The sequence below is a fragment of the Paraburkholderia fungorum genome (assembly GCF_003610895.1).
GTDB classification, from domain to species: domain Bacteria; phylum Pseudomonadota; class Gammaproteobacteria; order Burkholderiales; family Burkholderiaceae; genus Paraburkholderia; species Paraburkholderia fungorum_B.
Genome location: NZ_MCAS01000022.1, coordinates 81,063 through 107,119, shown reverse-complemented (window position 1 = coordinate 107,119; position 26,057 = coordinate 81,063). Strand labels below are relative to the sequence as shown.

Sequence of the window (26,057 nt, the reverse complement as noted above, 5' to 3'; positions counted from 1 at the left end):
ATCAACAGCGCAGCGGACGACGCAGCAGGTCTGGCGATCTCGACGCGTATGCAAACGCAGATCAACGGCCTGAACCAGGGCGTGTCGAATGCGAATGACGGCGTGTCGATGATTCAAACCGCATCGAGCGCACTGTCCTCGCTCACCTCCAGCCTGCAACGTATTCGTCAGCTGGCTGTGCAGGCATCGACCGGCACGCTGTCGCCGAGCGATCAGGCTGCACTGCAGAAGGAAGTTTCGGCACAGATCTCGGAAGTGAACCGTATCGCGTCGCAAACGACGTACAACGGCACGAACATTCTGGACGGCTCGGCAGGCAGCGTGACGTTCCAGGTCGGCGCGAACGTTGGCCAGACCATCAGCCTGAACCTGAACCAATCGATGTCGTCGGCGAAGATCGGCGGCGGCCTGGTGCAAACGGGTCAAACGCTGGGCACGGTCAACGTCAGCGTGGACGCGTCGGGTGCTTACACGACGGCTGCCAGCCCGGCCATCACGGCAATCAACGTGCTGTCGGACGGCAAGGGCGGCTACACCTTCACCGACCAGAACAACCAGGCGATCACACAGACAGTCGCATCCGCGGTGTTCGGCGCAGGCGCAACGGCAGGTACGGGTACGCAGGGTACGGCTCTGGCACTTCAGGCCGGTGCAACGACGACGGCAGGCGCAGGTTCCGCCGCTCAGGTTTCGGCAGTTGCGCAGATCAACGCGATCAACAGCCCGCCGACGGTTTCGAACCTGAACATCAGCACGGTTACCGGCGCGAACGAAGCAATGGTCTCCATCGACAACGCACTGCAGACCGTCAACAACCTGCAGGCGTCGCTGGGTGCCGCGCAAAACCGCTTCACGGCAATCGCCACGTCGCAGCAAGCTGAATCGACCGATCTGTCGTCGGCACAGTCGCAAATCACGGACGCCAACTTCGCACAGGAAACGGCGAATCTGAGCAAGGCACAAGTGCTGCAACAAGCTGGTATCTCGGTGTTGGCGCAAGCTAACTCGAACCCGCAGCAAGTTCTGAAGCTCTTGCAGTAAGGGCTGATGCAGTAACGGCGATGCACCGCGCGTGAGTGCGGCGCATCGCCGGGTTTCAAGCGTCCGAACGGACGCGCCATGAGTTCGGGTGTGCGTATCTTTCTGACAAATAATGTTGCGTCGCACCATACCGGGTGCTGAGCGAAAAACGCTCGTTTCCCGTGGCGATAAATGCGAATCGGATCACACCGGATCATCGCCGGAAAAACGTCACAAACTTTCAAGAAAGATAGTGTAACATTTGAAAAAATTGTAATAAAACTGATGTGACCACGACGCAGCCGGTTTGCCGCCGTAATGAGCATGACCACCGGGCGTCACGCAATAAACAACGAATAATTCGACGCACGGAGTCTTTGCATGTCAACGATCACTACGTCTGTGAATAGCGCGACGGCTAACGCGCAGAGCCTGGTGCAGCAAGCGGCGCAATCGATTATCAGCGGTTCGACCGGCAATTCGACGATGGACGTGGCGTCGCTGGTATCGGCGCTCGTGAACGCGAAGACGGCCGGCCAGACGGCGGCGCTCAAGGCCAAGCAGACGAGCGATACCACGACCCTGTCCGCCTTCGGCGCCCTGAGTTCCGCGCTGAACGCCTTGCAGGCAGCCATCAAGAATCTGTCGGACGGCACCACGCTGTCGACTTTCGGCGCTACCGCGAGCGGCAAGGGCCTTGACCCGACAGCCGGCGCCGGTGCAGTGGCCGGCAGCTACACGATTGAAGTCAAGCAGATCGCTGCGTCGCAAAGCCTGTCGTCGGCGGCGTTCGACGGCGCCGCCAAGCTGGGCACCGGCAAGCTGACCGTTCAGGTCGGCGGCAAGTCGATGGACGTCACGGTCGACAGCAGCAACAACACCTTGAGCGGCATCGCCAACGCGATCAACAAAGCGGCCAACAATCCGGGCGTCACGGCCACGATCGTGACCGGCACGGGCGGCGCCCACCTGGTGCTGCGCACGTCCGCCACCGGCGCGGCCAACACGATCAACGTGTCCACCAGCAATGTCGCGAACGACGCCGGTCTGTCGAGCCTCGGCGTGAGCTCGACGCCCGGCGCGAATGGCGCGGCGTCCACGATCGTGTCGTCGGATACCAACAAGGCATGGCGGCAAAGCGAGGCCGCTCAGGACGCGCTCTTCACCGTCGGCGGCATCGAGGCAAGCAGTTCGACGAACACCGTCACGTCGGCGATTTCAGGCGTCACGCTGAATCTGTCGAGCGCTTCGGTCGGCACCACGCAGACACTGTCGATCGCGCCGGATACGACCGCGCAGAACACGGCCATCACGAACTTCGCCAATCTCTACAACACCGTTGTCACGACCATTAACTCGCTGTCCTCGTACGACAAAACGTCGAAGACCGGCGGCGCGTTGCTCGGCGACTCGACGTTGATGACGATCAAGAACTCGCTGGCATCGATTGTCGGCGGCGGCGTCGGCCCGCGCGGTTCGATGGCCACGCTCGGTGCGATCGGCATTTCGCTGAAGGGCGATCCGGCGGACGGCACTCTGGTGATCGACAGCAAGAAGCTGAGCACGTCGCTTACCAGCAATCCGGCACAGGTGGCCACGTTGTTCAACTCGACCGACGGTATCGGCGCCAAGCTGAACAAGAGCATTACCGATTTCGTGAAGACGGGCGGCATCATCGATACGCGCAACACCGCGTTGAACGCCGACCTGAAGAGCATCACCGCGCAACAGACTAACCTCGCCAACTACAGCACGCAGTTGACGAAGCAGTACCAGAATCAGTTCACCGCGCTCAACACGCTGATGTCGACGATGAACAACAACTCCAAGTACCTGACGGCGCTGTTCGGCGGCTCGCAGAGTGCGGGCGCGTTGGCGACCAACAAGTAAGGCCGTAGCAAAGCGCATGCGCCGCCCGGGTTCCGGGCGGCGTTTTTTTTTTGCGAAGCGTGCTTGCGGGTTGGAAGTTGCCGCAGGGGAGAGGATCTGGTGAACCGATCTAATGAGGCAGACGGACGTTGAACCTGAACGTCACCAGTCTCGAGAGCAGGATGAAGGCAGTGGCGATCAACACGCTATAGACCGTATCGACGCTCAGGTAGTCCAGCAGCACGTACAGCCAACACCCTGCAAAAGCGCATGTCGCGTACGGCCGCGAATCGCGCAGAATCAGCGGCACTTCGTTGCACAGCACGTCGCGGATCACGCCGCCGAACACGCCTGTCAACACCCCCATCATCACCGACGTGAACCACGGCATTTGTGCGTCGAGCGCGATCGACGTGCCGGCCACGCTGAACAGGCCCAGTCCCACGGCATCGGCCACCAGCAAAACCCGCTCGGAAAGCAGGCGCGAGGTCATCTTCAGCAGCGTCGGCGCGAACAGCGACATCACGAAGATCGCAATCAGATAGGCCTGATGCTCGACCCAATAGAAAGGCCGCCGCTCCAGCAGCACGTCGCGCAGGGTACCGCCGCCGAAGGCAGTCGCAATCGCCACGAGAAAAGTCCCCACGGCGTCGAGCCGGCGGGTTCGGGCTTCGATAAACCCGGAAACCGCGTACGCGAAAATGGCCAGCGCCTCCATCACGGTCAGCGCCAGCGTCAGCCTCGGGTGGATCACCGGGACTCCGTCAGGACTTGGGCTGAGCCGGCATGGCGCCCGGCTGCAACAGCACGAGTACCGCACCTGCGCCGCCGTCATGCGCACGCGCCTGACAGAACGCGATGACCTCGGCCTTCTGTACGAGCCATGCGCGTACCTTGCCCTTCAGCACGGGCTCTTTGCCGATCGATCCGAGGCCCTTGCCGTGAATTACGCGCAAACACCGCAGACCGCGTTTCACCGATTCGCGAATGAATTCGGCCAACGCCTCGCGCGCTTCCTCGCGGCGCATGCCGTGCAGGTCGATTTGCGCCTGCACGATCCAGTCGCCGCGCCGCAGTTTTCGCACCACTTCCTGGCTGATGCCGGGCCGGCAATAGGAGAGCGTTTCGTCGGTGTCGAGCAGGACCTCGGGATCGAACTCGTCGGAGATGGCTTCGTGCAGCACGGCTTCTTCGTCGAGCCGGGTCTGCACGGGCAGCGGCGAAGGAGGGTTGCGTGGCAAAGAGGCGCGCGGCGGGACCGCCAGCGGCGCAACGGCGCCGATTTCGCGGCGAAACAGATCGGCGTCCGCGGCGACTTCGCGCTGCGCAGCCGCTGCTGCCGCGCGCTCGCGTTCACGCCGTTGCGTGTCGCCCTTTAGCGCGTCGCGCAACGCACCGAGTCCGGCGAGACCGGCGGCCGGCTCGATTTTTGGTTTGGCGACGGGAGCGGCCGCCTCTGGCGCGGATCTCGCAACGGCACGGGTGCGCTTCGGTTCGCTAGGGTGGGGCTGATTTTTCGGCATAGCTGATACACAGAAAAGTAGATCGGTCGTGCGACGCATCTGACATTCGCCAGGGCGCAAAAAAGGCCGCCGGCTTGTGAGCCGCGGCCTTCTTTCAAACAGGCGGCCGGGTCATGCCCAACCGCCATTTTACCGTTGCGCCTGCCCGTACCCACCGCGCAGATTCGCGGGGCACGGATTCACAGCCCGATCAACGGTCGGCTTCGGCGCTCATCACGTGCTCGCCAATTTCTTCGATGCTTTCCAGATAACGCTGTGCGTCGAGCGCGGCCATACAGCCCGTGCCCGCGCTGGTGATTGCCTGACGATAGACGTGATCCTGCACGTCGCCCGCCGCGAACACGCCCGGCACATTGGTTGCCGTTGCGAAACCGTTCAGGCCGCCCTTGGTGATGATGTAGCCGTTCTTCATCTCCAACTGGCCGGCGAAAATGTCCGTGTTCGGCTTGTGGCCGATCGCGACGAAAATGCCTTGCAGCGCGATGTCGGTGGTGTCGCCGGTTTTCGTGTTCTTGATGCGCAGGCCGGTCACGCCGGATTGGTCGCCGGTGACTTCGTCGAGCGTGCTGTTCCACTTGATCTCGACCACGCCTTCCTTTTCTTTCGCCAGCAGGCGGTCGATCAGGATCGGCTCGGCGCGGAACTTGTCGCGGCGATGAATCACCGTCACTTTTTTGGCGATGCCGGCCAGGTAGAGGGCTTCCTCCACCGCGGTATTGCCGCCGCCGATCACGGCCACATGTTGTTGCTTGTAGAAAAAGCCGTCGCAGGTGGCGCAAGCCGATACGCCCTTGCCCATGAACGCTTCTTCCGACGGCAGGCCGAGATACTGCGCCGATGCGCCGGTCGAGATGATCAGCGAGTCGCAGGTGTATTCACCCGAATCGCCGATCAGGCGAATCGGCTTCTCATCCAGCTTGGCCGTATGGATGTGGTCGAAAATGATTTCGGTGTTGAAGCGTTCCGCGTGTTCCAGGAAACGCGCCATCAATTCCGGGCCTTGCACGCCGTGGGCGTCGGCGGGCCAGTTTTCGACGTCGGTCGTGGTCATCAGCTGGCCGCCCTGGGCGAGACCCGTGACGAGCACCGGCGACAGGTTGGCGCGTGCCGCGTAGACCGCTGCCGTATAGCCGGCGGGACCAGAACCGAGAATCAGAACTTTGGCGTGTTTCGTGGAAGTTGCGGGCATGATCGAAATCCTTTTACGGCGCCCGGCTCGCCCATGCGAGGCCGCGCGACTTGAGCTGAAACTATAGATGGGTATCAGAGCGGCATTATAAAGGGCGGCACGCCGGCCTGCTCCATGAAGCTTTCCGATCGCGGCGATAGCGTGTCCGCGAGTCCCGGCGGCCGGCCATGGCGCCAATCGGCTAAGTTACCGTCATTTACAGCCTTGCGTGAGGCACTGCGTTTACAATAGGTTGAATCGATGGACCCGGCAGCCGGGACCGGGTCTGGAGCCGCCTCAAGGCCGCTGCGGACCGCGACTCCGGCGGCAAATCGGCCACACTAGCAACAGGATCAATGGCAAAAGCTCCCTATTCCGCGAGCGCGCAGGCATTGCCGCACCGCATGTCGCGCCTTTTCACCGAAATCCGCTGGATCTTGCAGGTCGCGCTCGGCGTGTTTCTGCTCATGGCGCTCGTCAGCTACAGCCGGCACGATCCGAGCTGGACGCACGCCGCGCAGGTCGATCACATTGCCAACTGGGCCGGGCGCGTCGGCGCGTGGACGTCCGACATCCTGTTGCTGCTGTTCGGGCTGTCCGCCTACTGGTGGATCGTGTTGCTCGGCCGCCATATCTCCGCCAATTACCGCCGTATCACCCGTCACGAGGATCTGCAGGAAGACGCGCCGCGCGATGCCGGCTGGCTCGCGGACGCTTTCGCGTTCATGCTGGTGTTGCTCGCTTGCGACGGTATCGAAGCGTTGCGCATGTGGTCGCTGAAAGTGCAATTGCCGCGTGCGCCGGGCGGCGTGGTCGGCGAAGCGGTCGCGCGCGGCATTTCGCATGCGCTGGGCTTCACGGGCGGCACCCTGGCGCTGCTGGTCGTGCTCGGCATCGGCTTGTCGCTGTATTTCCGTTTTTCGTGGTTGTCGGTGTCGGAAAAGGTCGGCGAATCGATCATTTCGGCGGTCACTTTCGCCAAGCTGCGCCGCGAAGCCGGCCGCGACCGTAAGTTGGGCGAAGCCGCCGCGGTGAAGCGCGAGGGCAAGGTCGAAAAGGGCCGCGTGCGGATCGAGGAGCACGAGCCGGTGATGATCGTGCCGCCAATCGTGACGCCCGCCAAATCGGAGCGTGTCGAGAAAGAACGGCAAGTGCCGCTGTTCACCGACCTGCCGGGCGACTCCACGCTGCCGCCCATCTCGCTGCTCGACGCGGCGCCAGCCACGCAGGAAACCATTTCTGCCGACACGCTCGAATTCACTTCGCGCCTGATCGAGAAAAAGCTCAAGGACTTCGGCGTCGACGTGAGCGTGGTCGCCGCGTATCCGGGTCCGGTTGTCACGCGCTACGAAATCGAGCCGGCTACCGGCGTGAAGGGCAGCCAGATCGTCGGGCTGGCGAAAGACCTGGCGCGTTCGCTGTCGCTGGTGTCGATTCGCGTGGTCGAGACGATTCCTGGCAAGAATTTCATGGCGCTGGAGTTGCCGAACCAGCGCCGTCAGACCGTGAGTCTTTCGGAGATTCTCGGCTCGGCGGTTTATGCGGATGCGGCTTCGCCGCTCACCATGGGTCTCGGTAAGGACATCGGTGGCAAGCCGGTGTGCGCCGATCTCGCAAAGATGCCGCACTTGCTGGTGGCCGGCACGACCGGTTCGGGCAAATCGGTGGGTATCAACGCAATGATCCTCTCGCTGCTCTACAAGGCGAGCGCCGAGCAGGTCCGCATGATCCTGATCGACCCGAAGATGCTCGAAATGAGCGTCTACGAGGGGATTCCGCATCTGCTGTGCCCGGTGGTCACGGACATGCGCCAGGCCGGTCACGCGCTCAACTGGGCGGTCGCCGAAATGGAGCGCCGCTACAAGCTGATGAGCAAGCTCGGCGTGCGTAACCTGGCCGGCTACAACAACAAGATCGACGAAGCCGCGAAGCGCGAAGAGAAGCTGCCGAATCCGTTCAGCCTGACGCCGGACGATCCGGAGCCGCTAACGCGCCTGCCGAACATCGTCGTCGTGATCGACGAATTGGCCGACCTGATGATGGTGGTCGGCAAGAAGGTCGAGGAACTGATCGCGCGGATCGCGCAGAAGGCGCGCGCGGCAGGCATCCATCTGATTCTGGCCACGCAGCGTCCGTCGGTCGACGTGATTACCGGCCTGATCAAGGCCAACGTGCCGACGCGCATGGCCTTCCAGGTGTCGTCGAAGATCGACTCGCGCACGATTCTCGACCAGCAGGGCGCGGAATCGCTGCTCGGCATGGGCGACATGTTGTACCTGCCGCCGGGCAGTGGCTTGCCCGTGCGTGTGCACGGCGCGTTCGTGTCGGACGAAGAAGTGCATCGCGTCGTCGACAAGCTGAAGGAACAGGGCGAGCCGAACTATATCGAGGGCATTCTCGAAGGCGGCGTAACAGGCGAGGGCGACGAAGGCTCCGCGGGCGCAGGAGGATCCGGCTCGGGCGACGGCGAGGCAGACCCGTTATACGACCAGGCGGTCGACGTGGTGCTGAAGAACCGCCGCGCGTCGATCTCGCTGGTGCAGCGGCATTTGCGCATCGGCTATAACCGCGCGGCGCGCCTGCTCGAGCAGATGGAGAACTCGGGCGTGGTCTCGGCAATGTCGTCGAACGGCAATCGCGAGATTCTTGCCCCGGCGCGGGAAGCGGAATAGGCGACTCACGTGGCCATTTCACCGAACTGGGGCCGCAACGCACCGCGTGTAAGGCCGGCTCATAAGCCCTGTTTAAGGCTCGTTGCTTAAGCTGCGACTCAAGGCTGGGGGTTCTGCCCCGGCGGCGCGGGTCAAGCTGATCGCCGCGCTCACGCGGCCGCTACCCGCAACGCCCGCCGCCACGAGCGCTCGACAAATTCAATCAAGGGAGAAAAACACCATGCAACTATTCGCGCAGCAGCACGCTCGGGAGCGTGCTCAACCGGGCCGTTTCGGCCAACTCGCTCGCACGATCGTACGTGGCGTTGGCAGCGTGGCCATCGGCGCGTCGATGCTCGTCGCGTCGCAGGCATTCGCGAGCGGCACCGAGCAACTGAAGGCATTCGTCGCGCAGGTGCATTCCGCGCGCGGTACCTTCGTGCAGCAGGAAGTGCGCGCGCCGAGCAAGGCGCAGGGTGCGAGCGGCGTGCTGTCCACGGCCGGCAAGACCGGCACCTCGAGCGGCACGTTCACCTTCGCGCGTCCGGGCAAGTTCATCTGGCAATACGAGAAGCCCTATGCACAACTGCTGCAGGCCGACGGCGACAAGCTCTACGTGTACGACAAGGATCTGAACCAGGTAACGGTGCGCAGCCTCGGCGGCGCGCTTGGTGCGAGTCCGGCGGCGATTCTGTTCGGCAGCAACGATCTGGACAAGAACTTCACGCTGCGCGATGCGGGCGTGAAGGCCGGCATCGACTGGCTCGAACTGACGCCCAAGGCGAAAGACACGCAGTTTCAGAGCGTCGGCATCGGCTTCAAGGATGGCAATCTTGAAGCGATGGAACTGCATGATGTATTCGGCAACGTGACGCTGCTGACCTTCTCGAACATTCAGAAAAACCCGCCGCTGCCGGCCGATGCATTCAAGTTCACGGTGCCGAAGGGCGCGGACGTGATCAACGGTTAAGCCGCTTTGGTTTGCCTGTGAAATAAAAAAGCCGCGCATCGATTGCGCGGCTTTCTCTTTTTTGCGGCCTATGGCGGTGTACGCAAGCGGTGTACGCAACGTCGAACCACTAGTCATCCACTTCCAGCACTTGCGCCGGATGCGCGGCCTTCATATCGTCGATAAACGCTTCGACAATATCCGTTCGATGCTGCCGAGCGCGCGTGACCATATGAAACGCCACGCGGTAGCGCATCTGTGCCGGATTCAACGCGGCCAGCAAACCCTGTTTGACGAACGGCGCCGCGAAATGCCCCGGCAAATAGCCGAGATGATGCCCTGACAGCACCAGCATCGCGACCGCTTCCATGTTGTCCGCGACGGCGGTGACGTTCTGCGGCGTGGTCGAACTTTCGGCCTCGGGGAGCGGATAGCTGCGCCACGCCCATTCGTGAGCCGCGGCTTCGACGGGCGACACCTCGCCGGCCGAAGCGAAGAGCGGATGCCCCTTCGCGCAATACGCGAACTGATCTTCGGCGAACACCTCGGTGTACTCGAGCGACGGCACGCGGTGCCAGAAATAGCCGATGCCAACCTGAATCCGGCCGTTCAGCAGCAGTTCCTCGAGCTCGCCTGGCGAGCGCACCAGAATCGAAAATCGCACCGACTGATCGCGTGCCCGGAACCGGCCGATCGCGTCGCTGATACGCGCGCTTGCCGACACCGGCGTGTGGCCGATCATGCCGATATCGAGCGTGCCGACCAGCTTGCGGCCGACATTACGTGCCTGCATGCCGAAGGTATCGACGGCGGACAACAGGGCGCGCGCCGCGTCGATGAATTGCTCGCCGCGCGCGGTCAGGCTGAAGCCGCCGCGGCCGCGTTCGCACAGCCGGTAACCGAGGCGTGTTTCCAGTGTGGCGAGCTGCGTGCTGATGGTCGACTGGCCGACGTTGAGCGTGGCTTGGGCTGGCGATACGCCGCCGGCGTCGACGATGGCGAGGAAGACGCGGATCAGCCGCAGGTCGAGATCGGTGAGTTGGGAGAACATACGTCAGGATACATCGCTTGAAATCAATGTGAAGTTTATTCTGTTCGTATTTTAACTTGCGGGAAACTGCTCAAGAATCGAGACTCGCCCGGCAAGGTGCGGTTTTTTCATTGATCCACCGGCCGGTTGCACAGATTTGCTTACTGCCCTCTTTTCATTGCCGAGACACGATGAATACTTCTTCCTTCATTTCCCCCGAGGCCGGCGAACGGCCGCAGCCGCTGTCCGGCAACGCCATGCCCCGCTGCGGCGGCATTGCGACGATGATGCGGCTGCCCAACGTCGGCTCGGCCGAAGGGTTCGACGCCTGCTTCGTCGGCGTGCCGTTCGATCTCGGCACGTCGAACCGCACCGGCGCGCGCTTCGGGCCGCGCCAGATCCGCAGCGAGTCAGTGCTGCTGCGTCCTTACAACATGGCAACGCGCGCCGCGCCGTTCGATTCGCTGCGCGTGGCCGATCTCGGCGACGTCGCGATCAATCCGTACAACCTGCACGATTCGATCAAGCGTATCGAAACCGCCTACGACGAAATCCTCCAGCACGACTGCAAGCCGATCACGCTGGGCGGCGACCACACGATCGCGCTGCCGATCCTGCGCGCGATTCATCGCAAGCACGGCAAGGTCGGTCTGATTCACGTCGACGCGCATGCCGACGTCAACGACACGATGATGGGCGAGAAGATCGCGCACGGCACGCCGTTCCGCCGCGCGGTGGAAGAGGGTTTGCTCGACTGCGACCGCGTCGTGCAGATTGGTCTGCGCGGCACCGGCTATGCGGCGGAAGATTTCGATTGGTGCCGTGATCAGGGCTTTGAAGTGGTGCAGGCCGAGGCGTGCTGGAATCAGTCGCTGGTGCCGCTGATGGCGCGTGTGCGTGAACGCATGGGCGACGCTCCGGTTTACATCACCTTCGATATCGACGGGATCGACCCTGCGTTCGCGCCGGGCACGGGCACGCCCGAAATCGCCGGGTTGACGGTGCCACAGGCGCTGGAAATCATTCGCGGCTCGCACGGGTTGAACATCGTCGGCTGCGATCTGGTGGAGGTTGCGCCGCCGTACGATCCGTTCGGCACGACCGCCTTGCTCGGCGCGAATCTCGCGTTCGAATTGCTGTGTGTGTTGCCCGGTGTCGAGTATCGGGCGGCGAAGCGGTGAGTTGCGGGTTTGACTGATTGAAGTTGACGGCGCATGAACAGAAAAGGCCTGCAAATGCAGGCCTTTTCTGTACTTTGGGATGCTGATGCAGCTCAGGCGTAAGCAGTTTTCCGAGCCGAGACGAGGGCGAGATAACACAGCGCGCCGATCGCCAGCGAGGGCAGCGTCGCGCCCAGATCCGGCAGCCATTGATTGATCGCCTGATACGCCACGATGCCGATGGCCCACGACGCGAATGCGCTCAGATGCCAGCCGCCCGAGAAGCCGTAACGGCCGCGCACGTCGCCGAGCGCGGCGGCTTCAATGCGACGCTTGCGTACGATGAAGTGATCCACCAGCATCACGCCGAACAGCGGTGCGAACACGGAGCCGATCAACAGCAGGAAGTTCTGATACTTCGCCATCGGCACCAGCAAGGCGATCGCCGTGCACAGCGCGCCGAATGCCGCCGACAACAACGGCACGCTGCCGCGCGTCCAGAATGTGCCGGTCGAGACCGCGGCCGAGTGGATGTCGGCGAATGCGTTGTCCACTTCGTCGATCAGGATCAGCAGCAGGGCGAGGCCGCCGCCCGCTTGAGCCAACGCGCCGGTCAGCAGTGCATCGCCACCGCCTGCCGCGAGGCCGTAGATCGCGCCGAGCGCGTAAAACCAGATGTTTGCAATGCCGTAGCCGAGCAGCGTGCCTCGGAAGGTTTCGCCGGAGCGCCGGCCGAAACGCGTGTAGTCGGCGATCAGCGGCAGCCACGAGAGCGGCATCGCGACCACCAGATCGATGGCGCCGCCGAACGACATCTCGCCGGTGCCCGGACGGCGCATCAACGCGGCCAGATCGTGCTTCGCGAGCAGATTCCACGACAGCCACGCGGCACCTGCCAGCAGCAGCCAGATGCCCCAGGTGCGCAGAAACCGGCGCACGAACGACAGCGGCCCGCTAATGGCCAGCAGCGTCGCGAGCAAACCGAAGACCACGGTCCAGATCAGAGGCATCGAGAAACCGAAGGCCTGCTTGGCGAGCGCGTCGGCGGAATCGCGCATCACGATGACTTCGAAGGAACCCCAGCCGACCAGTTGCACCGCGTTCAGTATCGCGGGCACCGAAGCGCCGCGCACGCCGAGCGTTGGCCGCAACGACGACATGGCCGCGAGGCCCGTATCCGTGCCGACCACGCCGGCTAACGCCAGCAACAGGACGCCGATCATGCTGCCGATCAGGATCGCCAGCAAGGCATGCGGCAACGACAGCCCCGGCACCAGCAGCGCGCCCGCTTGCGCGACCAGCAGGCCGATACCGAGCGAGAACCAGAGCGCGAAAGCGTCGCCGGTGCGGAACGCGCGGCGCGCGTCGGGCACCGGGGTGAGCGGTGCGTAGGTGGAGCCGGCGTCGCCGGCGAGTGGGTCTTGTGCCATCTAATCTTGGTCCTGTTGGTGTTGCTTGCACGTTCGCGTGCGACGCCGGCGTTGCCGGCCAAGCCGCGCGCGATGTTAGCCTGTCAGGCTGTCGGCGAGATTACGGGCCAATTGGCAGGCTCAATCGGCAGGCTCATCGGCGTGCGATTTTGCCCGCTGAGCGATCGGCTCAGTTATCGGCCGCGTTAGCCCGTGAATTCGACTACTTTTTTGCGTTGTCCAGCGCCGGAATTCTGCCCGAACGGTGCTGCCCAAATTGCTTCGCCACAGTGCACAGCCATCGCCCGAACGCCGTCACTGTCATAATGCAGGACGTTGCCCGCGCGCCTGCGTGCGGGCGTGGCTCACCGGCAGCACGCCGCCTTCACACGGACCGTGTCCGGAAAAGCCTCGATTATCCCTAAAACGCCATGTTTGAAGAAACCCGTGCCAATGTTCCGCTCGCCGAACGCCTGCGGCCCCGCAATATCGACGAAGTGATCGGCCAGAAGCACCTGCTCGGCCCGAACAAGCCCCTGCGGGTCGCCTTCGAATCCGGCGAAGCCCATTCGATGATCCTGTGGGGCCCGCCCGGCGTCGGTAAAACCACGCTCGCGCGGCTCATGGCCGACGCGTTTCACGCCGAGTTCATCGCGTTGTCGGCGGTGCTCTCGGGCGTGAAGGATATCCGCGAAGCTGTCGAGACCGCGCAGATTCATCGCGCGAACGGGCATCAGACGCTGGTGTTCGTCGACGAAGTGCATCGCTTCAACAAGAGCCAGCAGGATGCGTTCTTGCCGCACGTCGAGTCGGGGCTGTTCGTGTTCGTCGGCGCGACGACCGAAAATCCGTCGTTCGAGGTGAATAGCGCGTTGCTTTCGCGAGCGGCTGTCTACGTGCTGAAAAGCCTTACCGACGAAGAGCAACGCGAATTGCTCGACCGTGCGCAGCAAGAACTCGGCGGTCTCACGTTTACCGACGAAGCCCGCGACGCCCTGATCGGTTCCGCCGATGGCGACGGCCGCAAGCTGCTGAACAACCTGGAAATCGTCGCGCGTGCGGCGGCCCAGCAGAAGAGCACCGAAATCGACGGCGCCTTGCTCGGCAGCGCGCTCGCCGAGAATCTGCGCCGCTTCGACAAAGGCGGCGACGCATTCTACGACCAGATCAGCGCGCTGCATAAATCGGTGCGCGGCAGCAGCCCGGACGGTGCGCTCTACTGGTTCTGCCGCATGCTCGACGGCGGCGCGGACCCGCGTTATCTCGCGCGCCGCATCGTGCGGATGGCGTGGGAAGACATCGGTCTCGCCGACCCGCGCGCGGCCCGCATCGCGCTCGACGCATCCGAAACCTACGAGCGCCTCGGTACGCCCGAGGGCGAACTGGCGCTGGCGCAGGCGATCATCTATCTGGCGGTCGCGCCGAAGTCGAACGCGGGGTACAACGCGTATAACGAGGCACGGCGATTCGTGAGCAAGGACCAGTCGCGCGGCGTGCCGGTGCATCTGCGCAATGCGCCGACCAAGCTGATGAAGGAACTCGGCTACGGCCACGAATACCGCTATGCGCACGACGAACCTGATGCATACGCGGCCGGCGAAACCTATCTGCCGGACAATATGCGCGACCCGCATTGGTACGAGCCGACGCCGCGCGGTCTTGAAGGCAAGATCGGCGACAAGATGGCGCGGCTGGCCGAACTCGACGCGCAGTGGCGCAGCGAAAACAAGCCGAAGAAGGGCTGAGCGTTTTCGCCCGGGCCGGCGCGGCCGGTTCAGATGCCGTGTCGCCATTGCGCACACGTTGACCATCTAACGTACCGGCCGCCCGCGCCGGTGCGCTAAAATCCCGATTTCATATAACGAACACCCGCCCCATCCCATGCTCGACATCCAGCTGCTGCGCAAAGACCTCGACGGCGTCGCCAAGCGCCTCGCCGACCGCGGCTATACCCTCGACGTGGCGGCCTTTACCGCGCTCGAAGCGGAACGCCGCGACACCCAGACCCGTACCGAAGAGATGCAGGCGCGCCGCAACACCCTGTCGAAGCAGATCGGCGGGATGAAAGGGCGGGGCGAGGACACCTCGGCGCTGATGGCCGAAGTGGGCGGTATCGGCGACGAGATGAAGGCGTCGGCGGCTAAGCTCGACGATATCCAGAAGCGTCTGTCCGACCTGCTGCTGGGCGTGCCGAACCTGCCGCACGAAGGTGTGCCGGTGGGCAAGGACGAAACCGGGAATGTCGAGGTGCGCCGCTGGGGCACGCCGCGCCAGTTCGATTTCGAAGTGAAGGATCACGTCGACGTCGGCACGCCGCTCGGCCTCGATTTCGAAACCGGCGCGAAACTGTCGGGTGCGCGTTTCACGTTGCTGCGCGGCCAGATTGCGCGGCTGCATCGCGCGCTGGCGCAGTTCATGATCGACACGCACACGCTGCACCACGGCTACACCGAGGTGTACACGCCGTACATCGTGAATCCGGAGATTTTGTACGGCACCGGCCAATTGCCGAAATTCGCCGACGACATGTTCCGTGTCGAGAAGGGCGGCGACGAGAACACGATCACGCAGTATCTGATTTCGACGTCGGAAATTTCGCTGACGAACACGGTGCGCGACAGCATCGTCGAAGCGGAAACGCTGCCGATCAAGCTGACCGCGCATTCGCCGTGTTTCCGCTCGGAAGCGGGCTCGTACGGCCGCGACACGCGCGGTTTGATCCGCCAGCATCAGTTCGACAAGGTCGAGATGGTGCAGATCGTCGCGCCGGAAACGTCGTATGACGCGCTGGAGGAGATGGTTGGCCACGCCGAGACGATTCTTCAGAAGCTCGAATTGCCGTACCGCGTGATCACGCTGTGCACGGGCGACATGGGCTTCTCGGCAGCCAGGACGTATGACCTGGAAGTGTGGGTGCCTGCGCAAAATACGTATCGCGAGATTTCGAGCTGTTCGAATACGGAATCCTTCCAGGCTCGTCGCATGCAGGCGCGCTTTCGCAATGCGCAAGGCAAGCCGGAACTGGTGCATACGCTGAACGGATCGGGCCTGGCAGTGGGCCGCACGCTCGTGGCGGTGCTCGAGAACTTCCAGAACGCGGATGGTTCGGTGACGGTGCCGGCGGCGCTACGGCCTTACCTCGGCGGTGTGGAGCGGCTGGAAGTACCGGCGGCTTGATGCTGCTTGATACCGCTTGATACTGTTACCGATTGCAGAGTCCCCTCGAAATTTTTTGGTCGAGGGGCTTGGAAAGCGGATTCAGTTGTTCTATAATCTTTCTCTCCCAAGCAACGACCCGCTTGGATCTGATTCGCTAGCAACCAAGTTGCGGTGAGTTGGAAGACCCGGAAAGGTGGCAGAGTGGTCGAATGCGCTGGACTCGAAATCCAGTGTACCTTTAGGGGTACCGTGAGTTCGAATCTCACCCTTTCCGCCAAATTTGTTCAAAAAACCCCGTAAAGTCGATGACTTGCGGGGTTTTTGTTTTGCGGCTCACGAATCGACTATCAAAACGATCAGCGCCACAGCATTCTTTAGTGCGCAGCAAGCGTGTAGGTAATCCGGTCGAGCCAGCGCACGATGAGAATGCCGCCGTGCCGCAGATCGTGTTCTGCTTTGCGCCACTGTTCCCGCGCGTCAGGAGCAACGTGGTAGCCGCTGACGCCCTCATCAATGAAAACGTTCTTGTCCTGCACTCAGTGGGCTTTTGGGGTCGTCGTACTGGCTCACGGAGGACTGGCCGTCCGTGGTCGAAATCCGCCCGTAATAGAGCTTGCACATGATTTCGGTTGGATAGTTAGGATAGCTAGATCAATTATGGCGTGGCTCAAATTGACGATTCATCCTGCCGAGCCACCCGCTGCCGCTCTAACGTTTGGCGCATTATGGTGTACCCCACTGAGCTAGAACGCGAATAAAGAAAACCATCGAATACCCGATTCGGGAATGGCGCGGTCAACTGCGGTTAATAAGAAAAATTCGGTCCCATCCTCATCGACAATTAGCACGCTGCGATTCTGTCGATTACGGAAGCCTTGCTGCACGCCATCTATATGTCACTGAATTTAAAGAAATATAAATGTAAGGTTATGCATCTGGAATTAATGTATTTTAAATCTGTGTCTTGAAAAAGACAGGCAAAGATATATGACATTCATTCGTCGGAAGATTCGGTAAGATCCAATCCGAAAAAAACAATTCGGATAAGAAAATAATGCTACGGGGTGCTCGTGGGAGCAGGCAGCGACTCGCCCAGATAGAGGCGGCGCGGCAGGCAAAAATGTTTGAGGCGGCGTCAAAAGGCATGGCGGAGCAGACACGGCCGCTATGGATGAGAGCGACCGCGTGCGTCATGGCGGTGGTGACCTACCTGCTGCCGGGCGTGCTTACACTGGACGAGGTCGCGCATGCTGCGCCGATCGTCGATCCGCGCGCACCTATTCCGTTTCAGCCCGCCATTACCCAGACGAGTACCGGTATTCCGGCGGTCAATATCGCCGCGCCGAATGCCAATGGTATTAGCGTCAATAGCTACCAGTCATTCAATATCGACAGCAACGGCCTGGTGCTGAACAACAGCCTCACACCGGGTACGCCGCTGCTGGGCGGCACGCTTGGCGCGAACCCGAATCTTGCCGGTCGTGCGGCGAGCGTGATCGTGAATCAGGTCACCACCACAGGACCTGCTTCAACGCTGGTCGGTCCGCTCGAGGTATTCGGCAGTCCCGCTTCGCTCATCATCAGTAATCCAAACGGAGTTTCCGTCAACGGACTTTCGTTGACCAACGCGACGGGTCTCGTACTGACCACCGGCACGCCGCAATTCCTGACTGGCGTCGGTGGTGCGTCGACGGACTTCGCTCATGCGGGCTCGCTTGCCTACAACGTGACGTCGGGGAGTGTATCGATCAACGGTCCCGCCGGTGTAAACGGTCCTGGGGTCGGCATCGAGGGCACGGTCGGCAATATCGATGTGATCGCGCAGACGATCAGTCTGAACGCACCATTGCGGGCAGACCAGCGCATTAATCTGGTTACGGGCAATCAGCTCGTGAGCCCGACGGCATCAGACGCATCGGGCACGAACTATGGCACCGCAGCCAACGGCGCGGCCAATACGGCGGCCGCGATCGGAAACAACGCGGTAGCCATCGACGCAAACCAGTTCGGCTCGGTGACGAGCGGGCAGATCTATATCGTCTCGACGGCCGCCGGCATGGGGGTGAATACCCAGGGCGCGTTGACGGCGACGGCGGGCAATATAAGTGTGACGTCCAGCGGCGACATTGCCGCTGGCCAGACCGTCGCGAATCAGAATATCGGTATCGCCAGCGCGGGCAGCACCACGATCACTGCCGCCGGGCTGGCGAACCAGAACTACACGGTCACCGCCGGCGGTGACATCAACGTATCCGGTTCCGTGTCGGCAGGCCAGAACGTTTCGCTGGGCGCTGGCGGTAACCTGAGCGCGACATCAACCGCGGCCACTGGCAGTGCGAACCTGACCGCGGGCGGCTCGATGACGCTCGGGACAGTGTCTGCCCAATCCGTCGCCCTGCAAACGGCTACGGGTGATCTCACGGTGAATTCCACCGTAAGTTCTCCTGGTGCGATATCCGCGAACGCTGGCCGGGACCTCACCGTCAATGGCGCTGTGCAGGGCGGCAGTACTGTCCAGTTGAGCGCGGCGCGCAACGCGAATGTGAATGGCATTCTCTCGGGAGTAGGCAATACCTCCGTGACCGCCACGACTGGCAACGCCAGTATCGCGGGCAATGTGCAGACCAATGGCACGTTCACCGTGAGCGCTGCTCAGGGCGTAACACTGGGCGGTACAGTTCAGGCACAGGGCCCCGTATCGGTGACCGCCCAGAACGGAGCACTCAACGGCTCTGGCAACATCGCTTCGTCCCAGGGCTCGGTGACGCTCGATGCGGGCGGCAACATCGGATTGACGGGTTCACTGCAAAGTGCGACGACGCTCAGTGCGACCGCTGGAGGAAATGCAAATCTTGGCGGCACGTTGACGGCTCCGGGTGCGATCAGCGTGACGACCGGGCAGGATGCGACGATCGGCGGCAACGCGACGAGTGGATCAACGCTGACGGTGAACGCAGGCGGCAACGCCACGGTGCAGGGAGCGGCCGCATCGGTCGGCGATATGAGCCTATCCGCCAATGGCGGCACGCTCGGTACAACCGGTAGCGTGACGACGACAGGTGCGTTGACTGCCAGCGGCCAGCAGGGCGTGAGTCTGGGCGGCACGGTCTACAGTCAGGGTAACGCGCAGATCAGCTCAAGTGCGGGAGGCGTCGCTGTTGGCGGCACGCTGACGAGCCCTGGCACGATCGGTATCAATGCGGCGCAGGATGCGACCGTCACGGGACTTGTGCATGGCGGGCAGAGTGCAATCATCACGGCGACACGGGATGCGAACCTGAACGGCGGCCTGCAGGTCGATGGCACCGGCAATGCGACCGTCAGCGCGGGGCGCGACATCAATGGCACAGGCGCGGTAAATGTCGCGAATAACGCCACGCTGTCGGCAGGCCGCAATATCGGCGTGTCAGGCGCCATCCAGACTGGCAACAACCTGAGCGCTACGGCGGGAACCAGTCTGTCAGTTGGCCCGACGACAGCAGTTGGCACTGAAACGCTGACGGCGACGAACGGTAGCGCCACGCTTACCGGTAATGCGCTGTCGGGCGGCAATATGGCGGTGAGCGCCGGCACGAACGTGAGTGCGCAAGGCACGGTCGAGAGCCTCGGCAATCTTAACGTCAATGCGAGCAGCGGCAATCTGACTACGGCGGCCGCCGTCCAGGCAGCCGGCAGCGGCACGCTGAATGCCGGCCAGAACATGACACTGGGTGGCCAGACGACGGTGTCCGGCGATGCGACGCTTACGGGCAACAACATCACGACGCAGGGTCTGGCGGTCGGCGGCAATCTGGTCGCGACGGCAACGAACAGCCTCGACACGTCGGCCGGACAACTGAATGCAGCGTTCAACGCAAACGCTCCCGCGCTGAGCGTAACGGGCAGCGCGACGCTCAATGCAGCAAACGTGACGACCGCCAATGCGGCGATCAGTGGTACCTATAGCGCCACGGGTACAACCAGCCTGACAACGGGCGGTACCGCGGCTTATCAGGGCAATGCGACACTCGCCGGCGGCACGGTGACCAATGTCGGCACGCAGGAGGCGGCGGGCAACCTCACGGTGTCGGGTTCGACCATCGCGAATCAGGGCGTCCTCTCGGCGCTGCAGACGATGGCAGTCACCGCGGCCAATCTCAACAACAGCGGCTCAATCTACGGGCCCACCACGAACATCAATGTCGCAGGCAATACCACCAACACGGGCGGGCTGCTGGCGACGAATGCGCTGACGTTGACGACGGGTTCACTGAACAACAGCAATGGCCTGATTTTCTCAGGCGATGTGAAGAATCCGGCCAGCGCGACCGGTAACACCAACGTCACGGTGACCGGTGGTAACGGCAGTTTCAATAATACAAACGGTCAGATTCTCGCGTATCAGAACACGACGTTGACCCTGCCGAATCAGATGATCGACCCATCGGCGGGCTCGTTCGGGACGGTCAACGGCGGCAGTGCGCTGAACCTGTCGGTGCAGGCGGTCAATAACTCCGGCACGTGGACGTTGCCGGGTACCGCCGTGACGGTGACAGCATCGCAGGGTATCAATAACGCAGGGACGATCAACCAGGGCACGGGTACGCTTGCGCTGAATGGCGCGGTGAATAATTCCGGTACGGTCACAGCGAAGGACCTGACCATCAATGGCTCGGTAGTCAATCAGACGAATGCGACGGTTCAGGCCAACGACGCGCTGACGATCAACGGCTCCGGAACGAACACCGGTATCGTTGAAGCCGCCAATACACTGACGATCAGCGGGTCGAGCTACAACAATTCGAACGGTACGACGAAGGCTGGCAACGCGAGCAGCCCGTCTGGCAGCGGTAACCTGAACATCAACCTGACCGGCGACCTCGGGAATACAGGCGGCACGCTGGCGGCGACGAATGACATCGCGATTACCGCGAATAACGTCAACAACTCGACCGCGTCGTCCTCGACGACGACAACCACTACCACGACCACGGTGATCAACAACCCAGCGCTGGTGATGTCACTCGTCGTCGGGACCGACACGGCTGATCTTGCCTCTCTTTACGGTGGGGAGAATGGCTTCTGCTGCACGATTACCCAGACCCCCCAGACCGTGACGCTCGCAGATGCGCTGTCACCTGCCGGCCTCGCAACAAGTACCTTCTATCTGACTGGGAGCCCCCCGGTTGCTACATCTGGTTCTGTCACCTTTGTGGAGATCGGAGGCCAGTGGTTCGTACAAACGTCCCAGAATGCCGGTACGGGCACGGCGACCCGAACCGTTGCGCTGCCCGTCGCAACGGAGACAACCACGACGACAGGAGGACAAGCGTCGTCCGCCCCATCGGTCATTGCAGCAGGCCATAACCTTAACCTTACGGCAAACAGTCTGGGCAATCAGGGCGGCACAGTCAGCGCAGGTAACGATGTCAACCTGAATGTACAGTCGTTGTCCAATGGTGGATCGACGTATAGCTCAACTGTCACCGATACGGTTGATACAGCATCGATCAACAGTTTCCTGTCGCAGGCGCCGTCGACGATCCAGATATGGAGCAACTTTTACGGCCCGAATGCGCTCGGTCCGTACACGGTGGGCGCCTACATCGATCCGGCCGGCATTCAGCTGAACGCGCCGGGCACGGTGACGCCGCTGTCCACGTCGTCCTCCGTGACCGTACAGGGAACGACAGGACAGATTGTCGCCGGACACAACCTGAACCTGTCGGGCGGTAATCTCACGAACGCCGGGACACTGGCTGCTGCCAACGACGTCAACATTACTGCGTCGAGCTTCACAAACCAGGGGGCGAACACCGGCACAATGACGACCACGGCGGGGTGCGCCTCGGGCTACTCCGCAGGGTGCTCGTCGCTGTCGACAACCAACCCGAATTCACAGACCTACAGCTACCAGCAGACCAACAGCACGGTGACGGCGGGCAACGACATCGTGATTGCAGCGAACACCGTCAGTAACACGTACGGCACGCTGGCCGCCAGGCGCAACGTGGTGATCGGTGGTGCAGGCACCACAGCGAGCGACACCTCGGCCACGCCCACGAATCTCACGCAGGCCGCGAGCGTGACGAACACATCCGGTTCGATCGCTGCGGGCAATGACGCGAATATCAGCGCGGCCACGCTCACCAACACGATTGCGGCACCCGTGCAGGTGCACCAGAACTACGGCAGCGCGACGCCTTTCACAGGTTGTACCAGCAACTGCGAAGCGTACGTCGACGTGCAGTCGGCAGCTCCGTCGACGATCACGGCGAACCACAACGTCAACCTGACAGCGGGTAGCTTCAGCAATACCGGCAGTCTGATTACCGCGCTGAACAACGTCACGATCAACGCGAGCGGCTCCGCTAGCAGCGCCAACCAGTATCTGAACGCTTACTGGAGCAGCGGCTTCACGCATTACGGTACGCCGTATGCAACGTGGGGCTGCGCGAACAATCCGTCGCTGTGCGGCACACTTTACGGCAGTGCGTACAGTAGCAGCGCCGCGCAGGACCCGGCGGGTCTGCCGTCGTCTGTTGGTCTTCCGGGCTTTGTGCCGGCGACGATTCAGGCGGGCAACACGCTGTCGGTGAACTCGCCGACCTTGACGAACACAGGCAATGTGATCGGCCAGACCGTTGCGCTGAGCGGTTCGCAGCTCGTGAATGGACTGACGAACCCGCACGTCTACACACCGCCGCCCGCTGTTTCCGGTCAGGTCATTTCGTTGGGGCCGCTTTCGGTACCTGCAAGCGCGACGACTACCATCAACGGTGCCGGACTTGTGACGACGCTTGCCGGCCAGCCGACCTCCGTGACAGGCGCGGCCGGCCTGCCGTCGAATACGCCGATCGGCGTTCAGACGGTCGGCAAACCCGTTCCACCGGTAACCGGTACGACGCCCGCGCCGCAGAGCGTGACTGTCCAGACGTCCAACGGGCAAAAGACGGTGACGGTGAGCTACCTCGCAAGCAATCCGGCCGCGCAGGTGATGGGTGACATCACCCCGGCGAGCCTGCTGGCCAATCTCCCGGCGAACCTGCAACCGGCCAGTGTGCCGTTCTACTACGACCCCTACACCGAAGACCAGCAGATCGAGCAGGCCGCGTTGCAGGCTACAGGCAAGAGTAGTTTCTACAGTACGACGAGTGCAGCGGATAGCACGAGTCAGACGTCGATCGACAATCAGGACAAGGCGGCGCTTTACGGCGCGGCGCTTCAGTACGCCAAGCAGAACAATGTCGCGCTGGGCACCCAGTTGAGCCAGGCGCAACTCGCACTGATCGACGCGCCGATGCTCTGGTACACCGAGGAGACGGTGCCCGAGCCGGGATGCACGGCTACGGGTAATGGCGCGTGCCCGACGGTGCAGACGCTAATGCCCGAAGTGCTGCTGCCGCAGAACTATGCGTCCGTGCGTGCGGATGGCGAGATTACCGGCACGAACGTTTCGTTGAATTACGCGAACAGCATCCTGAACACGGGTTCGATTAGCGCGGACAACCTGACGGTTAACACCGGGACGCTCACGAACGAAGAGCGTTCGACGAACATCGGCACGATCTACCAGGACGTCGGTGTCGGTGTGGAAAAGACCACTGGCACGGTGGTGCAGCAGGGCGGCTTCATGTCGGCGATGAACTACGACATGAACGCGCAGGCGATCGACAACGTTGGTGGCGCGATCCAGCAGGTCAACGCGGACGGCAGCCTCAACCAGGCGGCGACGTCCCAGATGCTTGCGAACCTGAAAAGCCAGTTGGGCAATCAATTCACGCAGAGTACGGTCAGCAATAATCTGAACAGCACACTGATTGCGGACGGCGGCATGGGGCCGCTGCAGGTTTTCCAGATGGTGATGCTGGTGGCCATTTCGGTAGTGACGGCCGGGGCCGGGACAGGCGCTGCGATCGCCGGTTTTACAGCGGGGACCGCCGAAGCTGCTGCGGCGAATGCAGCGTTCGCCGCACTGGTCAGTTCGCTTGCCGGGCAGGCAATGAACGGGCAGTTCAGCCTGAAAAGCATAGCTGAATCGGTGGCCATTGCGGCGGTCACGGCTGGGCTGACCAATGGCGTTACGTTCGACAGTAATACTGGTTCTCTGGGCTTCAATCTGACCCAGAACATCAGCCAGCTTCCTCAAGGGGTGAGCACGCTGGGCCAGCTCGCGGGCGTCGCGCCAGGCGCGGGGACTACGGTGGCGCAGTCGGCGGCTTCAGTTGCCGGCAATCTTCCGCAGCAGGCGCTGGCAATCGGCGCGGAAGCCACCCTTCAGGCTGGCGTGCAGAGCGCGATTGGCGGCGGCAGTTTCCTGGCGAACCTGAAAAACGATGCGGTCTCCGATGTGGCAGCGGCTGGCGCGTACGATATCGGGACGGCGTTCAATGGTCAGCCGGGCAGTCTGGGGGCACCGAATGCGAGCGATCCGGCCTATGTACTCGCTCACGCGGCTTTAGGCTGTGCGAGTTCGGCGGCCCTGGGAAGTGGATGCGCAGGTGGGGCCATTGGTGGGTCAACGAGTGCGCTGATCTCGCCATTCCTGGTTGACCAGGCGGGCGGAGCGGCGAATTTGACGGACGCTGATCGGGCGACGATTACTGCGATTGCGATGCTGACGGGCGGAACAGCAGCCGGACTGTTGGGTCAGAACGCGACGACAGCGATGACGGCTGCGGAAAACGAGGCGCAGAACAATTCGGAATTGACGCATAACGCGGGATTAACGCCGCTCGGCGGACTAGTCGCGCAGGTGTGTGGGGCTTCGAACCCACCGTGCAGCGACTCGATGGTCCAGACGTTGGTCAATGCACAGGCGCAAAACGCCGCAATGGCGCTGCCGATGATCGGTGCGACAATTGGCTATGGCCTGCCTGCTGCGGCACTTGGTGTGCTGTCACCAGCCATGTTGCTCGGTGGAGCGCTCGGGTTTGCGTTCGATTACGGCGGTGATCTATTCAACAATATCGCCTTTGGTATGTCGGCTCCCAATTTCCAGAAATCGTACTTTGTCGGAGCGTTCCAGGCCGCTGCGACACCTTTGCTGATTGGTGAGATGGGCGAACTTGGCCTGGGCGGCAAGATCGGTGCTTCGATCTACAATGGATCGGTTGGGGCGGCGGCCAGTTACGGTGGGGCGGCGATGGCTGATCCGAACAGTGCCGGCTTGGCGGCGCAAGTAGGGGGCTCTACGGCAGTGGCGGGTAACCTCGTTAAAGGGTACTTGCCCCCGGCGGTTGGAGAATTTGTGAACCAACTCATCCAATCTACCGCAGGCCCAATTCAAGGGTTGTACCAACATCTGTCAGGGCAAGGTAAATAAATGAGAAGGGAACCTGATTCGATCCGATTGAAAAAAAGGGCAGTGATTTTCCGTTTTATTCGAGGCTACGCGCTATTGGCAGCCATTCCGCTGGTGGCAATGATGGTTTTGAAGTTGAATGGAGCTAGTTGGTATGTGGCCACGCGGAGTCTTTTGGGCGGGGTGTTGGTTTACATAGTCTTACTTGTTGCCATCACTTACCAGTTCACGAAGGAACTTCGAGCGGCGGAGTTTGATGAGCAACAAGACACTAAGTGAAAGTGATCCAATTTTTTGGATCGGACAAAATTTTGGCAAAACACGTCGATGAATTTAAAACGACTATGTATGAACACGGAAAGCCAAACAGCAAAGAAGACGTGGGGATTGCGTATTTGTGCCTATCTTGGACTTGTTATTATTGGCGGGACGGTCCAAAGCTTTGGCGTGACGGGAAAAGCCATGAAGGCAGTGCTGATGATGGTTATGGTGGCTTCGTTTTTTAATCGACGTGAGCTTGAAAAACGTTGCTGGTTCAGAATGGGGCTGTGGGGGAGTGCTACGATCGGCGGCTTGCTAGTTGTTGCTGCAGCGCTTTATCGCATTGTAGTACTACCGACACATTGATTATTCCAACCTCACATATCTTTACGATTGCCTTGATCGAGCATTGTCACCGTGGTGTTAATTCGGCGGCAGGATAAGGATCGCGCCGGTAGTGGGACGCTAACTGCGCTACCGCTTCGTTTATTTCATCATTTGTCCGTCTCCCCGCGAGACGTTTAACAGGTCGCGCTGACTCTGCTTGCATGAAGGCACAGTCGGGCGAACAGCCA

General features: G+C 61.8%; 15 protein-coding genes, 1 tRNA gene and 1 pseudogene. 11 read left to right on the top strand and 6 right to left on the bottom strand.

Annotated elements, in window-relative coordinates; all coding sequences use genetic code 11:
• Both BCY88_RS20830 and fliD read left to right on the top strand, forming a co-directional pair.
• Positions 1 to 1,041 (top strand): flagellin (locus BCY88_RS20830; protein ID WP_120346078.1); only part of this gene is annotated, 1,041 nt, incomplete at its 5' end.
• Between the two features lie 360 nt (positions 1,042 to 1,401).
• Positions 1,402 to 2,910, top strand: a complete 1,509-nt coding sequence (gene fliD, locus BCY88_RS20825; RefSeq protein ID WP_120346077.1) for a flagellar filament capping protein FliD — start codon at positions 1,402 to 1,404, stop codon at positions 2,908 to 2,910.
• Positions 2,911 to 3,019: 109 nt separating this feature from the next.
• On the opposite strand, the gene BCY88_RS20820 is transcribed toward fliD, so the two are convergent.
• The 3 genes from BCY88_RS20820 to trxB all read right to left on the bottom strand — a co-directional run bounded on the left by BCY88_RS20820 (position 3,020) and on the right by trxB (position 5,601).
• Positions 3,020 to 3,640, bottom strand: a complete 621-nt coding sequence (locus tag BCY88_RS20820) for a trimeric intracellular cation channel family protein (protein WP_120346084.1) — start codon at positions 3,638 to 3,640, stop codon at positions 3,020 to 3,022.
• A 13-nt stretch (positions 3,641 to 3,653) separates the two neighbouring features.
• Positions 3,654 to 4,412, bottom strand: a complete 759-nt coding sequence (locus tag BCY88_RS20815) for a Smr/MutS family protein (protein WP_120346076.1) — start codon at positions 4,410 to 4,412, stop codon at positions 3,654 to 3,656.
• A gap of 190 nt (positions 4,413 to 4,602) precedes the next feature.
• On the bottom strand, positions 4,603 to 5,601 hold the full coding sequence (gene trxB, locus BCY88_RS20810) for a thioredoxin-disulfide reductase (protein WP_120346075.1): 999 nt from the start codon (positions 5,599 to 5,601) through the stop codon (positions 4,603 to 4,605).
• 335 nt (positions 5,602 to 5,936) lie between these two features.
• Between trxB and BCY88_RS20805 the strand changes: the two genes are divergently transcribed.
• Positions 5,937 to 8,252 (top strand): DNA translocase FtsK, encoded by a 2,316-nt coding sequence (locus tag BCY88_RS20805; RefSeq protein ID WP_120346074.1) that lies wholly within the window; start codon positions 5,937 to 5,939, stop codon positions 8,250 to 8,252.
• 220 nt (positions 8,253 to 8,472) lie between these two features.
• Positions 8,473 to 9,201, top strand: coding sequence for an outer membrane lipoprotein chaperone LolA (gene lolA, locus BCY88_RS20800; RefSeq protein ID WP_120346073.1), 729 nt, complete (start codon positions 8,473 to 8,475; stop codon positions 9,199 to 9,201).
• Between the two features lie 109 nt (positions 9,202 to 9,310).
• Here the strand turns inward: lolA and BCY88_RS20795 are convergent, their stop codons facing one another.
• Complete coding sequence (locus BCY88_RS20795; protein ID WP_120346072.1) at positions 9,311 to 10,231, bottom strand: LysR family transcriptional regulator; 921 nt, start codon at positions 10,229 to 10,231, stop codon at positions 9,311 to 9,313.
• 170 nt (positions 10,232 to 10,401) lie between these two features.
• On the opposite strand from BCY88_RS20795, the gene speB reads away from it, so the two are divergent.
• A complete protein-coding gene (speB, locus tag BCY88_RS20790; protein ID WP_120346071.1) occupies positions 10,402 to 11,391 on the top strand; it encodes an agmatinase in 990 nt (329 codons plus the stop codon).
• Between the two features lie 92 nt (positions 11,392 to 11,483).
• Here speB and cytX read toward each other — a convergent pair whose 3' ends face one another.
• Complete coding sequence (gene cytX / locus BCY88_RS20785; RefSeq protein WP_120346070.1) at positions 11,484 to 12,800, bottom strand: putative hydroxymethylpyrimidine transporter CytX; 1,317 nt, start codon at positions 12,798 to 12,800, stop codon at positions 11,484 to 11,486.
• A gap of 410 nt (positions 12,801 to 13,210) precedes the next feature.
• Between cytX and BCY88_RS20775 the strand changes: the two genes are divergently transcribed.
• The 3 genes from BCY88_RS20775 to BCY88_RS20765 all read left to right on the top strand — a co-directional run bounded on the left by BCY88_RS20775 (position 13,211) and on the right by BCY88_RS20765 (position 16,215).
• Positions 13,211 to 14,524, top strand: a complete 1,314-nt coding sequence (locus BCY88_RS20775; RefSeq protein WP_120346068.1) for a replication-associated recombination protein A — start codon at positions 13,211 to 13,213, stop codon at positions 14,522 to 14,524.
• A gap of 136 nt (positions 14,525 to 14,660) precedes the next feature.
• Positions 14,661 to 15,956 (top strand): serine--tRNA ligase, encoded by a 1,296-nt coding sequence (serS, locus tag BCY88_RS20770; protein WP_120346067.1) that lies wholly within the window; start codon positions 14,661 to 14,663, stop codon positions 15,954 to 15,956.
• Between the two features lie 169 nt (positions 15,957 to 16,125).
• Positions 16,126 to 16,215, top strand: a tRNA-Ser gene (locus BCY88_RS20765).
• A 118-nt stretch (positions 16,216 to 16,333) separates the two neighbouring features.
• Here BCY88_RS20765 and BCY88_RS40420 read toward each other — a convergent pair.
• A pseudogene (locus BCY88_RS40420) lies at positions 16,334 to 16,559 on the bottom strand (recombinase family protein); the annotation flags it as partial.
• 550 nt (positions 16,560 to 17,109) lie between these two features.
• Here BCY88_RS40420 and BCY88_RS20755 point away from each other — a divergent pair.
• The 3 genes from BCY88_RS20755 (at position 17,110) to BCY88_RS39560 (ending at position 25,848) form a co-directional block, all read left to right on the top strand.
• Complete coding sequence (locus tag BCY88_RS20755; protein ID WP_259461464.1) at positions 17,110 to 25,242, top strand: beta strand repeat-containing protein; 8,133 nt, start codon at positions 17,110 to 17,112, stop codon at positions 25,240 to 25,242.
• Positions 25,243 to 25,500, top strand: a complete 258-nt coding sequence (locus tag BCY88_RS20750) for a hypothetical protein (RefSeq protein ID WP_147408536.1) — start codon at positions 25,243 to 25,245, stop codon at positions 25,498 to 25,500.
• A 69-nt stretch (positions 25,501 to 25,569) separates the two neighbouring features.
• A complete protein-coding gene (locus BCY88_RS39560) occupies positions 25,570 to 25,848 on the top strand; it encodes a hypothetical protein (RefSeq protein WP_147408535.1) in 279 nt (92 codons plus the stop codon).
• Positions 25,849 to 26,057: the final 209 nt, after the last annotated feature.

What these genes read in the sequence shown, in the direction of transcription:
- BCY88_RS39560 (WP_147408535.1), top strand. Translation starts at nt 25,570, where the DNA reads ATGAACACGGAAAGCCAAACAGCAAAGAAGACGTGGGGATTGCGTATT.
- BCY88_RS20755 (WP_259461464.1), top strand. Translation starts at nt 17,110, where the DNA reads ATGAGAGCGACCGCGTGCGTCATGGCGGTGGTGACCTACCTGCTGCCG.
- BCY88_RS20750 (WP_147408536.1), top strand. Translation starts at nt 25,243, where the DNA reads ATGAGAAGGGAACCTGATTCGATCCGATTGAAAAAAAGGGCAGTGATT.
- lolA (WP_120346073.1), top strand. Translation starts at nt 8,473, where the DNA reads ATGCAACTATTCGCGCAGCAGCACGCTCGGGAGCGTGCTCAACCGGGC.
- serS (WP_120346067.1), top strand. Translation starts at nt 14,661, where the DNA reads ATGCTCGACATCCAGCTGCTGCGCAAAGACCTCGACGGCGTCGCCAAG.
- speB (WP_120346071.1), top strand. Translation starts at nt 10,402, where the DNA reads ATGAATACTTCTTCCTTCATTTCCCCCGAGGCCGGCGAACGGCCGCAG.
- BCY88_RS20805 (WP_120346074.1), top strand. Translation starts at nt 5,937, where the DNA reads ATGGCAAAAGCTCCCTATTCCGCGAGCGCGCAGGCATTGCCGCACCGC.
- BCY88_RS20775 (WP_120346068.1), top strand. Translation starts at nt 13,211, where the DNA reads ATGTTTGAAGAAACCCGTGCCAATGTTCCGCTCGCCGAACGCCTGCGG.
- trxB (WP_120346075.1), bottom strand. Translation starts at nt 5,601, where the DNA reads ATGCCCGCAACTTCCACGAAACACGCCAAAGTTCTGATTCTCGGTTCT.
- cytX (WP_120346070.1), bottom strand. Translation starts at nt 12,800, where the DNA reads ATGGCACAAGACCCACTCGCCGGCGACGCCGGCTCCACCTACGCACCG.
- BCY88_RS20795 (WP_120346072.1), bottom strand. Translation starts at nt 10,231, where the DNA reads ATGTTCTCCCAACTCACCGATCTCGACCTGCGGCTGATCCGCGTCTTC.
- BCY88_RS20815 (WP_120346076.1), bottom strand. Translation starts at nt 4,412, where the DNA reads ATGCCGAAAAATCAGCCCCACCCTAGCGAACCGAAGCGCACCCGTGCC.
- fliD (WP_120346077.1), top strand. Translation starts at nt 1,402, where the DNA reads ATGTCAACGATCACTACGTCTGTGAATAGCGCGACGGCTAACGCGCAG.